At 36.7% G+C, this 15022-nt stretch carries 11 protein-coding genes; all 11 read left to right on the plus strand.

Annotated features, from left to right (window positions below; genetic code table 11):
- The first annotated feature begins 285 nt into the window (after window positions 1-285).
- The 11 genes from ACZZZA_RS12410 (at window position 286) to ACZZZA_RS12460 (ending at window position 15018) form a co-directional block, all read left to right on the plus strand.
- Window positions 286-1755 carry a hybrid sensor histidine kinase/response regulator gene (locus tag ACZZZA_RS12410; RefSeq protein WP_463432181.1) on the plus strand — a complete coding sequence of 490 codons (1470 nt, stop codon included), beginning with the start codon at window positions 286-288 and terminating at the stop codon, window positions 1753-1755.
- A gap of 4 nt (window positions 1756-1759) precedes the next feature.
- The gene (locus tag ACZZZA_RS12415) at window positions 1760-5383 is read left to right on the plus strand and encodes a response regulator (RefSeq protein ID WP_463432182.1); all 3624 of its coding nucleotides are present in this window, start codon (window positions 1760-1762) and stop codon (window positions 5381-5383) included.
- A gap of 30 nt (window positions 5384-5413) precedes the next feature.
- Entirely contained in the window at window positions 5414-5764 is a 351-nt protein-coding gene (locus tag ACZZZA_RS12420) for a response regulator (RefSeq protein WP_463432183.1), read from the plus strand.
- On the plus strand, window positions 5765-6595 hold the full coding sequence (locus ACZZZA_RS12425) for a CheR family methyltransferase (RefSeq protein WP_463432184.1): 831 nt from the start codon (window positions 5765-5767) through the stop codon (window positions 6593-6595).
- Window positions 6596-6606: 11 nt separating this feature from the next.
- Complete coding sequence (locus tag ACZZZA_RS12430) at window positions 6607-7188, plus strand: chemotaxis protein CheB (RefSeq protein WP_463432185.1); 582 nt, start codon at window positions 6607-6609, stop codon at window positions 7186-7188.
- Between the two features lie 26 nt (window positions 7189-7214).
- Window positions 7215-7580 carry a response regulator gene (locus ACZZZA_RS12435; RefSeq protein ID WP_463432186.1) on the plus strand — a complete coding sequence of 122 codons (366 nt, stop codon included), beginning with the start codon at window positions 7215-7217 and terminating at the stop codon, window positions 7578-7580.
- Window positions 7581-7760: 180 nt separating this feature from the next.
- The gene (locus tag ACZZZA_RS12440) at window positions 7761-10091 is read left to right on the plus strand and encodes a TonB-dependent receptor (protein WP_463432187.1); all 2331 of its coding nucleotides are present in this window, start codon (window positions 7761-7763) and stop codon (window positions 10089-10091) included.
- Between the two features lie 87 nt (window positions 10092-10178).
- Entirely contained in the window at window positions 10179-10985 is an 807-nt protein-coding gene (locus ACZZZA_RS12445) for a DUF4249 domain-containing protein (protein WP_463432189.1), read from the plus strand.
- A 221-nt stretch (window positions 10986-11206) separates the two neighbouring features.
- A complete protein-coding gene (locus tag ACZZZA_RS12450) occupies window positions 11207-11797 on the plus strand; it encodes a (2Fe-2S)-binding protein (RefSeq protein ID WP_463432191.1) in 591 nt (196 codons plus the stop codon).
- Complete coding sequence (locus ACZZZA_RS12455; RefSeq protein WP_463432192.1) at window positions 11794-12771, plus strand: FAD binding domain-containing protein; 978 nt, start codon at window positions 11794-11796, stop codon at window positions 12769-12771. The genes ACZZZA_RS12450 and ACZZZA_RS12455 overlap by 4 nt, the downstream gene beginning before the upstream one ends.
- A gap of 36 nt (window positions 12772-12807) precedes the next feature.
- Window positions 12808-15018, plus strand: a complete 2211-nt coding sequence (locus ACZZZA_RS12460) for a xanthine dehydrogenase family protein molybdopterin-binding subunit (protein WP_463432194.1) — start codon at window positions 12808-12810, stop codon at window positions 15016-15018.
- The last annotated feature ends 4 nt before the right edge of the window (window positions 15019-15022 follow it).

Consider the following 15022-nt stretch of genomic DNA (forward strand, 5'->3'; position numbering starts at 1 on the left):
TATGCCAAAAATATAATTGAAGTGACCAAATACTGATTTTTGATGTTATCTAAATTGTATTCATTTCAATTGTAAGTGTTAAGTTTGTGTAGATTGTGGTATTTTAAAAATGAAAATGATTAAATTATTGATTGTTTAAGATTAAAATAATATTTATTATTTATTTTCTTTTGTAGTGATTTATAAGTTGAATATTCCTAAAATAATCCTGTGATTTTTGAAAATTTGTAAGTATTTTTGATGTTTATCCAAATATGAACCTGATATCAGATTATTTTACGCTTTATGATCTTAATTGTTGATGACAACCAGAACAATATTTATTCGTTAAAAAAATTATTGGAGTCTAAAGATTTTCCGGTAGATACGGCAAATTCTGGTGAAGAAGCTCTGGGCAAAGCATTAAAAAATAACTATGCATTGATCATTCTTGATGTTCAGATGCCGGGAATGGATGGTTTTGAAGTTGCTGAGACTTTTGCAGGGTACAGCAAAACCAAAGAGATTCCAATTATTTTTTTATCAGCCGTTAATACCGACAAGAGGTTTATCACCCGAGGTTACAATTCTGGTGGAATTGATTATGTGACAAAGCCCATAGATCCGGAAATTCTGATGCTCAAAGTGAAAACTTTTTACAATCTGCAGGAAAATAATCTTGCAATGAAAAAGACACAGCAGATTTTGGAGCTTGAGGTCAGGGGAAGAAGAGAAGCGCAGGTGACGATGAAGTCTGAGATCGATCACTTTCATCTCATGCTTGAAGCGTTACCACAAATTGCATTTACTGTAAATGAAGAAGGAATTGTCAATTTTGTCAACAGAAAATGGTACGAATATTCATCTTCAGATCATGAATTTCCCGAAACGCATTTTGATGATCAAAACATTCTTGAGGAGTTTGAAAGATGCAGAAATAAAGGAAAAGCACTGGAATTGGAGGCCAGAATAAAAAATATTGATTCTGGAGAATTCAGGTATCATCTGCTGAGAATGTCACCGATTTATCAGGACGAAAAAATAAAAAATTGGGTAGGAACTTTTACAGATATCGATGACCAGAAAAAAGTGGAAAAAGAAAAAGATGAATTTCTGAGCATTGCAAGTCATGAACTCAAAACTCCTCTTACCAGCATCAAAGCGTATATGCAATTGCTGGATCGCAAACTGAAAGCCCATAACGAAAGTACAGAAGCTGTTTTTGTAACAAAAGCACTCAGTCAAATCGAAAAATTAAATACACTGATTACAGATCTGCTGGATGTTTCTAAAATTGATAACGGAAAACTGAAAATCAATAAAAAGCCAACAGATTTAGAAAAATTAATTAACAGCACTATTGATACTATTCTTCAGACCAACGACGATCCCAATGTAAAAATAGACCGTCATATCGGGAAGATCAATCAACTCATTCCTTTAGATGCAATTCGTATTGAGCAGGTTTTGATTAATTTTTTAACCAATGCCATCAAATATTCCCCGGAAAATAATCATGTCATCGTCACTACATTTGTAGATGAGGATCAAGTAAAAGTCAGTGTCACAGATTTCGGGATAGGGATTCCTGAAATTAAGCAGGACGCTGTTTTCCGTAAATTTTACCGTGTTGAAGAATCATCGGTACAGTTTCAGGGGATGGGGATCGGGTTGTACATCTGTTCGGAAATCATCAAGCAACACCACGGAACCATCGGTTTATCAAGCAAAACAGATGAAGGTTCTACGTTTTATTTCACATTACCTTTAAATTAATTTTATGCCGAAAAAAGTAATAAGGAATCTCCAGTTTGGAATCGGATTTTCTTTACTGGTTTTAATTGCGAGTTCGGTCGCATCATACTTAAGCATCCAAAACCAGATGGAGCATCGGGAAAGCGTTTCCAAAAGCAGACGATCAATGACCGCTGTAAAAGATGTGCTGATCGCATTGCTAGATGCAGAAACCGGTAACCGCGGTTATCAGTTAACGGGTCAGGAAAACTTTTTAGACCCCTACAAGAGAAGTATTGTAGAATATTCTAAATCGATTGATAGAGCAAAATCTCTAGATATTACTGAACCTTCTCAGCTTACCCGCCTGAAAGATTTAGAGCAAAACGTAAATGTCAATATCACCAATTTAAAACTTTTTGTTGAAAACAGAAGGAAAGGCATTGCAATGACTCAGGAGCAAATCTCGATGAGCAAATTCTCTATGGATAAATGCCGCAGGCTTGTTGAAGAATTTGTAAAATTTGAAGAAAACCAGCTGGAGACAAAAAGTAAAGATCTTAATAAATCATCAAATACAACGGTTTTATTCATTATTTTTTCATCTTTGGCAGCAATGATGGTGACCATTTTTTTCTACATTAAATTAAGAAATGATCTGATCCGAAGAGATAAGCTGGAAAAACAATTAAGAGCAAAAGATTTAGAAATTTCTAAACGTGTGAATGTTATTCAGCAGGTTGCCAACCGCGTTTCAAATGGTGATTACAGCCAAAGAGTGGTAGATGATTATGAGGGCGACTTGGGCGATTTGGTAGATTCTCTGAATCACATGACAGATTCTCTTCAGATTTCTTTTGATAAGATCAATAAAGACGACTGGCGACAGAAAGGTCTTGTATTACTCAATGATATTTTGGTGGGAAATAAATCTGTAAAACAGGTGACCGCCGATTCTCTCAGTCAAATCATTGAATACGGAAACTGTGTGAATGGTGCGATTTATTTAATTGATGACAATAAGCTGAAGCTCAGCAGTTCTTTTGGTTTAGAAAGCAATATGAAGCAATCCTTCGAGTTGGGAGAAGGTATGGTTGGGCAGGTTTTTGTTCAGAAAAAAGCGAAAGCATATAATGATTTAGATGAAAATGATTTTGCAGTTACTTTTGCAAGCAGTAAGTTGAAAATCAATGCAATTCTATTGGTTCCTATCATGTCAGACCGCCAAACTGTCGGTGTTTTGGAAGTGAGTTCAAATGAAAATTTTGAGCAGAACAGAATTGATTATTTTGTAGAAAGTTCAAGAAATATTGCCATTACTTTGCGTGCAGCAAAAGCTCGTGAAAAAGAACAGCGTTTGTTGGAAGAAACTCAGGCTCAGTCAGAAGAATTACAGGTTCAGCATGCTGAATTGGAAAATCTGAATACAGAACTTGAAGCACAAACTCAAAAACTGCAGGCTTCTGAAGAAGAACTGAAAGTGCAGCAGGAAGAACTCATGCAGACCAATACGGAACTGGAAGAACGTTCTAAATTATTGGAGGAAAAAAATCATTTGATTGCCGAAAGAAATATTGAAATTCAGAGAAAAGCGGAAGAATTGGCTCTCAGTACGCAGTACAAATCTGAATTTTTAGCAAATATGTCGCATGAATTGAGAACACCATTGAATTCAATCCTGCTTCTTTCACGTCTCATGGCAGAAAATCCTGACGAAAACTTAAATGAAGATCAGATTGAATCTGCAAAAGTTATTCAAAGCTCGGGAAGCAGTTTATTAACTTTGATTGATGAAATTTTAGATTTAGCTAAAATAGAATCAGGTAAAATGTCTCTTGAATATCAGGATGTTGTGATTGATGAAGTGGTGAAAGATTTGAAAAATCTAATGAACCCGTTAGTTAAAGAAAAAGGAGTTGATTTTAATATCAATATTGAAAAAGATTTGGCTAAAAGCTTTGAAACTGACCGCCTTCGTCTTGATCAGGTTTTGAGAAATCTTTTGTCAAATGCTTTGAAATTTACCAAAGAAGGAAGTGTAGAATTAAATATTAAAAAAGATCAGAAAAACAAAGACTTTATCGTATTCTCTGTGAAAGACACCGGAATTGGTATTCCGGAAGATAAGCAGAAAATTATTTTTGAAGCCTTCCAGCAAGCTGACGGATCTACGCAGCGTAAATTTGGCGGAACAGGTTTGGGATTGTCAATCAGCCGTGAAATTGCAAAATTATTAGGAGGTTATTTAGATTTAAATAGTAAAGTTAATGAAGGAAGTGAGTTCAGTTTAATCATACCGATGAGCGAAAAACTGAAAGGATTGCAGCCAAATTCGAATGTGAATTCCGATCAGAATTTAGTTGATGTCATTGTTGAAGATCTTGAAGAGATCAAAAACATCATCGATTATGAAGACAATAATATAACATCAGCATTTAATCATCTTGAAATTCCTGATGATGTAGAAGACGATAGAGAAAGTATCTCAAAAGACGATAAAGTAATTCTAATTGTAGAAGACGATACAAATTTCGCCAAAGCATTGCTGAAATATGCCAGAATGCAAAACTACAAGGGCGTTGTTGTAGTAAGAGGAGATCAGGCTTTGTCTGCCGCTCTCCAATACAGTCCTTTGGCAATTTTATTAGATGTACAGTTACCTGTAAAAGATGGCTGGAAAGTAATGAAAGAACTAAAATCTAATCCTCAGACCAAGCCTGTTCCGGTGCACATGATGTCTTCTTTACACGTTAAAAAAGAGAGTCTGATGAAAGGTGCTATCGATTTTATCGACAAACCGGTTGCCCTGGAACAGATGAATGAAGTTTTCAGGAAAATTGAAGATGCTCTTAAAAAATCCCCGCAAAAGGTTCTTATTGTTGAAGAAAATGCCAAACATGCAAGTGCGCTGTCATATTTCCTGAGTAATTTTAATATCTCGTTATCCGTAGAAGATAATCTTGAAGACAGTGTAAGAGCCTTCAAAACGGATAAAGTAGACTGTGTTATTTTAGACATCGGACCCGACCGAAGAAATGGGTATAAAATTATTGAGTCCATCAAAACATATGAAGGTCTGGAAAATCTCCCGATTATTATTTTCACAGAACGCAATTTGTCTACTTCAGAAGAATTGAAAATAAAGCAATATGCCGATTCTATTGTTGTGAAAACTGCTCATTCTTATCAGCGGATTTTAGATGAAGTAGGATTGTTTTTACATTTGGTTGAAGAGAAAAACAGTTCGGTGGAAACCATTAGAAACAAAACTTTAGGCTCATTAACAGAAGTTTTGAGTGGTAAAAAAATTCTGATTACCGATGATGATGTTCGTAATATTTTTTCTTTAACGAAAGCTTTGGAAAAATACAAAGTTGAAGTTGTTTTGGCGATGGATGGCGTTCAGGCATTAGAACAGATAAAAATACATCCGGATATCGACGTGGTGTTGATGGATATGATGATGCCCGAAATGGATGGCTACGAAACCATACAGGAAATCAGAAAGATGCCGAAGTTTAAAAGACTTCCCATTATTGCGGTAACGGCAAAATCAATGATTGGCGACCGCGATAAATGTATTCAGGCAGGAGCTTCAGATTATATTACAAAACCTGTGGATATGGATCAGCTGTTGTCTCTGCTACGTGTTTGGTTATATGAAAGTTAAATTACAGATTCTGGCATGCAAAAGAAAATTTTGATAGTAGATGATGATCTGCGTAATATATTTGCTCTGAAACTTACGTTAAAAGCCCGTGGTTTCGACATAGTAAGTTGTACTATGGCCAAAGAAGCAATTCAGATTTTAGAGAAAAATCCAGATATAGATTTGGTATTGATGGATATGATGATGCCGGAAATGGACGGCTATGAAGCGGTAAAATTGATTCGTCAGACGCCTGCCATCAAACATATTCCTGTGATTGCGGTGACTGCACAGGCAATGGAAGAAGACCGTCAGAAATGCCTTGATGCTGGAGCGCAGGATTATGTGAAAAAGCCGATTGATGTAGACCAATTATTAACTGCCATTGAAAAAATTTCATAAATGCTGGAACCGAGTATCGTAAAAGACGAGGAGATTGAATTTCTGATCAAAGATGTGTACGATCTGTACGGATATGATTTTTCTTTGTACAGCAGAGCATCTTTCAAGCGCAGAATTAATCGTATTTGTATGATCGACCGTTTTACAAGTTTTGCAGAATTGCGATACACCATCATCAATGATCCAGATTATCTCAAGCATTTTATAGAAGAAATTACGGTGAATGTTACAGAAATGTTCAGAGATCCTCATTTTTTCAAGAAATTGAGAGAAGAGATTCTTCCTCAATTGGGAACTTACCCTTTGATAAGAATCTGGGTTGCAGGATGTTCAACGGGTGAAGAAGCATATTCGATCGCAATTTTATTGAAAGAAGCCAATCTCTATCATAAATGTTTAATTTACGGTACAGACATCAATCCGTCGGTTCTGGAAACCGCAAGATCGGGTGTTTTTCCGATCCATCAGATGAAAATTTATTCGGAAAATTACATGCTTTCTGGCGGGAAAGAAGATTTTTCAGATTATTATACTGCAAATTATGACAGTGTAAGATTTGATAAAAGCTTGAAAGAAAAACTGATTTTATCGACTCATAATCTGGTTTCAGACAGCTCATTCAACAGTTTCCAGTTGATTATCTGCAGAAATGTTTTAATTTATTTCGAAAAAGCTTTGCAGGAGCGGGTTTTCAGTCTTTTTGATGCCAGTTTAGAAAATTTAGGGTATCTCGCTTTAGGCTCAAAAGAGACGTTGCGGTTTTCCAATTTAGATAAATTTTATCATCAGGTCGAGAATCAGAAAATTTGGAAAAAAGTAGATCATAATTAATTCTACAATAAATGGAAGAACAAACGGCCAGAACAGAGTTAATCGTTATCGGAGGATCAGCAGGAAGTCTGCAGGTCATTATGGATATGATTAAAAATCTCGACGAAAATATGAATTTTCCGATTTTGGTTGTTGTTCATAGAAAAGCTTATTCTACAAGTATATTGCCCACTTTGCTGCAGCAATTTACCGCAAAGAAGGTGATAGAGATAGAAGATAAAGCAGATATCCTGAAGAATACAATTTATATAGTTCCCTCAGACTATCATCTGTTGTTTGAAAATAAAAACACCGTATCGCTCGACAGCTCAGAGAAGATGAATTATTCGAGACCATCGATTGATGTCACTTTCAAATCTGCAGCAGAAACTTTTGGCGAAAACCTGATCGGAGTTTTGCTTTCTGGAGCCAATGCAGACGGAGTAGAAGGTTTAAAATATATAAAAAAAAATAAAGGAAAAGTATGGATTCAGAATCCTGAAACTGCAGAAGTAAATTATATGCCGAAGCAGGCAATGGAGAAAGTAGATTACGATCTCCTGATCGAACCGGGAAAATTAGCAGATCTAATCAATCGGCTACATTCAATATAATAATTTAAATAAATTAACTAAAAAATATGAACAAGAAGAAAATTTTGATTTTTGATGATGATAAAGTGATTCTTGAGGTAATCAGCATCATTTTCGAAGAAGGCGGTTACGAAGTAGAGATCTCAGAAACGTCGCACGACATCATACAGAAAGTATCACAGTTTCGTCCGGATGTCATTTTGATGGATAACTGGATTCCGAATATTGGTGGAGTAGAGGCAACCAGGCTTTTGAAAAACCATGAAGAATACAAAAATATTCCTGTAATTTATGTCACAGCCAATAATGATATTGTGGCTTTGGCTAAAAGTGCGCAGGCAGACGATTATGTAGCAAAACCTTTCAATCTTGATGATCTGGAAGAGAAAGTGGCGAAATACGTTAAAAATTAATAAAGCAAAGATTTTATTGTACATCATTAAATCCTCACTCCTACAAGTGAGGATTTGTCATGAACAAAATTTCATACAATTTAAAACACCATTATCCGTTTATTGACTTTTAGATCCATTCAATTAAAGCTTATCTTTACATTTAGATTTAAAAACTATTTTCTTAATAAACATTAAAGAATGCAAGCAATCTATTGTAGAATTTTTACCACGATCGGGCTGTCAGTTTTCAGCATTACCGCTTTTGCTCAGGAACGGAAAACGATCAGCGGAACGGTCAGAGACGGAAAGAATGGCGAACTCGTAATCGGAGCAACAATAAAAGTGGTGGAAGATCCCACAATCAATATCACAGCTAACGAATACGGTTTTTATTCACTTTCTCTTCCCCAGGGAAGTTATACCATTGCTGTCGCTTACGGAGGTTACGAAAATTACAGACAGACTGTACAGCTCGACCAAAACGTAAAACTCGATCTTATTCTTAGTCAGGAAAAAGAGAAAACTACACAGATTGACGAAGTCATCATTTCAGCAGTTAAAAAAGATAAAAACCTGACTTCAGCTCAAATGGGAACCGAAACTTTAAGCATAAAAAGTATTGAGAAGCTTCCCGTTTTGTTTGGTGAGAAAGATGTATTAAAAACGATTCAGTTGCTTCCTGGGATCAAAAGCAATGGCGAAGGCAGCAGCGGATTTAGCGTGCGTGGTGGTGCAACCGATCAGAATTTAATTTTATTAGATGAAGCTCCGGTTTACAACGCGTCGCATTTATTAGGATTTTTCAGCACATTCAACAGTGATGCCCTGAAAGATGCAAGCATTATCAAAGGAAACAGTCCTGCACAGTATGGTGGCCGACTTTCGTCGGTAATGGATGTTAAAATGAAAGACGGTAACAACAAAGATTACAACGTCAATGGAGGAATTGGTTTGATCAGCAGCCGGTTAAGCGTGGAAGGACCTATCCAGAAAGAGAAATCTTCATTCATCGTTTCTGGAAGACGAACTTATGCCGATGTTTTTCTAAAAGCAACTGATGATTTTAAAGACAGCAAGCTTTACTTTTATGATTTAAATTTAAAAGCCAATTATCAGATTAATGAAAATAACCGTCTGTATGTTTCAGGCTATTTTGGAAGAGACGTTTTAGGTCTTGGAAATACATTTGCTACAGATTGGGGAAATACTACTGCAACCGTACGTTGGAACAGCATTATCAACAGCAAATTATTCTCCAACACTTCATTTATTTACAGCAATTACGATTATAAAGTAAGTCTTTCGAGCAACGACAATGTATTTGGATTAGACTCACAAATCCAGGATTGGAATCTGAAGCAGGATTTCACATGGTTTGCAGGAAACAAACATTCTGTCCGTTTTGGTTTACAGTCTATTTATCACACCATTACTCCGAGCAGTGCTTCGGGAACGAGTGTAAGCAGTTTTCCTAGAAATTCCAGATATTCCTGGGAAAATGCACTGTACATCAATGATGATTTTAAAGCCACAGAAAAACTGACGGTTAATTACGGTTTAAGATTATCAATGTTCAGCGTTTTAGGCGGAGATAACTTTAATGTTTATGAAAACGGAGTTTTAACAGGCAGTCAATTTTTAGAAAAAGGAAAATTAGGAAAAACCTATGTTAATCTTGAGCCACGAATTACAGCCAACTACAGAATTAATGAAGTAAGCAGTATCAAAGGAGGGTATGCAAGAAATACTCAAAATCTTCATTTATTGAGCAACAGCAGCAGCGGAAATCCTACTGACCAATGGATTGGCAGCAGCTACACCGTAAAACCTGAAATAGCGGATCAGATCAGCGCAGGGTATAGTAGAAATTTCAACAATAATAATTATGAATTAAATGCAGAAATTTATTACAAATCAATGCAAAATCAGATTGATTTTAAAAACGGAGCAGAAATTACTTTTGATGCAGCAGCAGATGTGGAAGGAGAGTTGTTATTTGGAAAAGGCAGAGCTTACGGTTTTGAATTGATTGCAAAAAAGAAAAGCGGTAAACTGACAGGCTGGATTTCTTATACCTTATCAAAAACCGAAAGAAAAATAAACGGCATCAATGATAACAATTGGTACAACGCAAGACAGGACAAAACCCACGATTTATCAGTCGTAGCAACGTATGAGCTGAACCCAAAATGGTCTTTTTCCGGGCTTTTTGTGTACAGTACAGGAAATGCCGTAACTTTCCCAACAGGAAAATATGAGTTGCAGGATCAGACTATTTTCCAGTACAGCAACAGGAATGCAGACAGAATGCCTGCTTATCACAGAATGGATCTGAGCGCAACATATGAGCCTGGTAAAAATAAACGTTTTCAGAGTTCCTGGTCATTCGGGATTTATAATCTTTATGGACGAGAAAATGCTTACACAATTACCTTTGAAGATAATCCTGACAAACCGGGAACAACCCGTGCATTGCAGACTTCTCTGTTTAAATTTGTTCCGAATATAACCTATAATTTCAAATTTTAGTTCGATGAAATCGCCACAATCAGGAAACAAAAGCTCCCTCAAATAGGCGATAACACATGACCTCTGAAAAACAATATATAACTACATATGAAAAATATATTTTTAATAATCATATCGCTGTTTCTATTCATAAGTTGCGAAAAAGAAATTGATCTGGATCTTGAAGATCGAAGCGGAAACATCGTTATTGAAGGAAATATTACAGATCAACCCGGACCGCATTTCGTGAAAATAACAAAATCTGTAGCTTTTACGGCAGCCAATTCTTATCCGATTGTAAGCAATGCCGTTGTGATATTGAGTGATAATAGCGGGCAAACCGAAACTTTAAACCATGTTGGTGAAGGCGTTTATGAAACCATAAATTTCACTACAGTTCCGGGACGAACTTATACCTTAAAAGTTACCGCTGAAGGAAAAGAATATACAGCAAAAAGTACGATGCCTGAACCCGTTTTGCTTGAGGATCTGCAACAGGATTCATTCATGGTGGCTGGTGAATTGTCATACACGCTTTTGCCCGTTTTTACAGATCCGGTATTTTTGGGAAACAGATACCTCTTTAGTTACCGGGTAAATAATTCGGGCAAAACATTTGAAGCATTTTCAGACAATGTCAATAACGGATTAGTAAACCAAAGGCCTTTGTTACTACCCAATGATGATGAAGATGGTACCAACGAAAAAACAAAAGTGGGAGATACCATTTTTGTTGAAATGCAGTGCATTGATACCAATGTTTACACCTATTTTACGTCTCTACTGGAAATTATAGATGGTGGAGGTCCTGGTGGAGGTATAACTCCTTCTAACCCGACAAGCAATATCAGCAACGGAGCTTTAGGATATTTTTCTGCACATACCATCAGCAGAAGAAGCCATGTAATTCAATAAGCTTGGTAACGACTTAAAATTTAATCCGACAGAAGTAATTATTTTTGTCGGATTTTTATTTATTCTTAATTTATTTCGATTATAAATTGCGGTTGTTTTATCTTTATTCAAATACAGTTAATAACTTTTGCATAAAGTTTTCATTATATTTGATATAATTGAATTAATTCTTCAATAAGTATTTCAAATTAAATTTTTCCCCTTTTCAAAAAATATCAGATATGTCTGAAACAAATCAAAGCAGGAGATCCTTTCTGAAAAGTACGGCAATTGTAGCAATATTTGCTTCTATTCCTACCTCTGTAAAAGCTTTTTATCAGGATGTAAAAGACTTTATTCTTCCGAAAAAAAGTGTTTTGCCTATAAAAATTTCTGTCAATAAAAAAATATACGACATTAAAACAGACAGCCGCTCAACACTTCTGGATGTTCTGCGTGAAAACCTCAATCTTACCGGAACCAAAAAAGGTTGTGATCACGGGCAATGTGGTGCCTGTACCGTACATATTGATGGTGAAAGAGCATTAAGTTGTCTTACTTTGGCAGCAATGGTTCCCGGAAAAGAAGTGACTACCATTGAAGGTTTGTCCTCTGGTGATCAACTTCATCCTATGCAGAAAGCATTTATTGATTGTGACGGATTTCAATGTGGTTATTGTACTCCCGGACAGATCATGTCTGCAGTGGCTTGTGTAAAAGAAGGTCATACCAATTCTGTGGAAGAAATTAAAGAATTCATGAGCGGAAATCTCTGTCGTTGTGGTGCATACAACGGAATTGTTGAATCTATACAAAAAGTTGCAGCGTTATGAAACCATTTACATTTGAAAAAGTAAAAACTTCTGCTGAAGCTTTAAAATTAAAAATTTCAAACAGAGATTTTGTAGCAGGCGGAACAAATATCGTTGATCTTCTCAAAAAAAACATAGCACAACCGGACGGAATGGTTGATGTTTCCGGTGCATTGTCTACCGAAATTAAGTTGTCTGAAAAGTCGGTTACCATTGGTGCGATGGTTCGAAATACTCATCTGACTACAAATTCTGATTTGCTGAAAAACTATCCGCTGATTTCCAAAACTGTTCTTGCAGGAGCATCTCCTCAAATCAGAAACATGGCAAGCACCGCCGGAAATTTGTTGCAGAGAACCAGATGTCCATACTTTTATGACGTCACCACACCCTGCAATAAAAGAAAAAAGGGAAGTGGATGCAGTGCATTGAAAGGCGACAATAAAATGAGTGCAATTGTAGGTTACAGCGACCAGTGCGTTGCCGTACATCCTTCAGATTTATGTATTTCTTTGAGTGCGTTGGATGCTAATGTTCATGCGCTTGATTCTAAAAACGAAAAGGTTATAATTCCATTCAAAGACTTCCACAAATTGCCGGAATATACGCCGTGGTTAGACAATAACTTACCACAAAATGCTGTGATTACTCATATTGAGGTTCCTAAAAATGAATTCCATAAAAAATATGCTTATGTGAAGTTGCGTGAAAGAACTTCGTACGCTTTTGCGATGATTTCTGTAGCATCAGCTCTGGAAATGGATGGGAATACGATTAAATCAGCAAGATTAGCTTCAGGCGGAGTCGCTCACAAACCATGGAGATGGTACGAAGCAGAAGAATATCTAAAAGGTAAAAAAGCATCTGAAGACGTATTTAAAAAAGCCTCAGAAATCGCCGCTGAAAAAGTAAAACCTTTGGCTCATAACGGTTATAAAGTTCCGATGCTGAAAGGAGCTATCGAACTGGCTTTACAAAATGCTTCCAAATTATAAACAGTTTTATTTATAACAATTTTAAAAATTAAAAACATGGGATTTTTTGACGATGAAACTGATTTTGTAATTCCTGCCGAAGGTAGGGTTGAAGCAATTGCAAAGGTAAAAGGACAGGGGAAATATGCTGCCGAATACAAAGTAGATAATCTTTGTTATGGAGTTTTGGTGACGAGTGATGTCGCATCAGGAACAATCAAGTCTATCAATACAGATGTTGCAAAACAAGCAGATGGTTTAATAGATATTATTTCACACTTAAAGAAACCTTCAGTTCCGGGATTTGCGGATGAAGCTAAAATAAAAGAATCAAAATTCGGATTGCCCGTTTTTCATACGGATAAAATATTTTTTAAAGGACAGCCGATTGCTGTGGTTATTGCTGAAACCCTTGAGGAAGCCACTTATGCTGCATCTTTGGTTAAAGTGGAATATACAATTTCACCTTTTGAAGTTGATTTTAATACGGCTAAAAATAAAGTTGAATTAAAATCTGCCGGAAAAGAAAGAGGTGACGAAAAAAGCTGGAGTAACTCACCATTTTCAGTAGATCAACAATACAATATCGCTGCGGAGGTTCACAATCCGATGGAAATGCACGCAACAATAGCAGATTGGTATGCAGAAGATAAATTAAGATTACACGATAAAAACCAGGGAGTAAACAGCGTGCAAAAAACTTTTGCAGGTTTATTCGGAATTCCTGTTGACAATATTCAGGTCATCAGCGAATTTGTTGGGGGTGGTTTCGGTTCCGGCCTAAAAGTCTGGCCTCATGCTTTAGCTGCGGTTCTGGCGGCAAAACAGGTGAAAAGACCCGTCAAATTAATGTTGACCCGTCCACAAATGTTTCATTCTGTGGGTTACAGACCTGCGTCTTGGCAGAGAATAAAATTAAGTGCCAATCAGGATGGTAAGATTACAGGAGTTTTACATCAGGCAAAAAACGGCTGCGCAATGTATGATCAGTTCAGCGATGGAATCACGAGAGTTACCCGCTTAATCTATCAGTTTGACAATCTTAAAACTGAAAATGCAGTGGTTCCTTTAAATCTCAGTGCACCAACCTGGATGCGTGGTCCAGGTGATTGTACGGGCGATTTTGCAGTGGAAAGCGCTTTGGATGAGCTAAGTTACCAGTTGAAAATGGATCCTGTAGAATTGAGATATAAAAATTTAGCTTTAGAAAAGAATCCGGAAACAGGTTTGCCATGGTCAACTAATTTTCTGAAAGAAGCCATCGAAAAAGGGGCTAAAATGATCAGCTGGAATTTACGAAAACCCACAACGGGAGTAACAACAGAAGGAGACTGGAAGATAGGTTACGGAATGGCTGTAGGAATGTGGAATGCAGGGCGAAATAAAGCCGGAGCAGGAATCAAAATGACCAAAGATGGAAATATAGTTCTGCAAACTGCAATGACCGATATCGGAACCGGGACAGGAACCGGAATGATGAACATCATGCATGAAACTTCCGGTATTTCTAAAAGTAAAATAAAAATCGAATTAGGAAACTCTGATTTGCCGCCTGCAGGAAGTCAGGGCGGTAGTACAGGATTATCTTCCATCAGTGGAGCAGTAGTTGCGGTAGGTGATGCTCTTAAATTAAAGTTGGGAGAATATGCTTCAGCTTTTAATCAAAAGTTTAAAGATGCAAGTGCAAAAGACATCATCCTTTCAGATTCCGGGGTTTCATTTCAGAAAGAAGGTGAGAATTTTATTTCTTACCAGGATATTTTCACAAAAAATAATATCAATGTAATTGAAGTTGAAGCAACTTCCGGTCCGGGAGATGAAAAAAATAAATTTTCTTTTTGTTCATCAGCTGCACATTTCTGTAAAGTAAAAGTAAATACCAAAACCGGAAAAGTAGTCGTAGATAAAATGGTTGTCGTTGTAGACGGTGGCAAAATAATTAACGAAAAACCTGCTGCCAACCAAATTTCAGGAGCCGCTGTAGGTGGAATAGGGATGGCTCTGATGGAAAAAATGTCTCTCGATGAAAAATTGGGAAGTCTGGTCGCCAATGATCTGGCTGGTTACCATTTTCCGGTAAACGCAGATGCACCAATCATAGAAGTTGCATTTATCAACAAACCAGATTTAAACCTGAATCCTAGCGGAGCAAAAGGTCTGGGTGAAGTAGGAATTATAGGTGCTGCACCAGCAATCGCAAATGCAATCTATAATGCAACGGGTAAACGTTTCAGGAATTTACCGATAACTCCGGATCAGTTTTTTTAATTTA

The organism is Chryseobacterium sp. AC405b, from assembly GCF_979258685.1.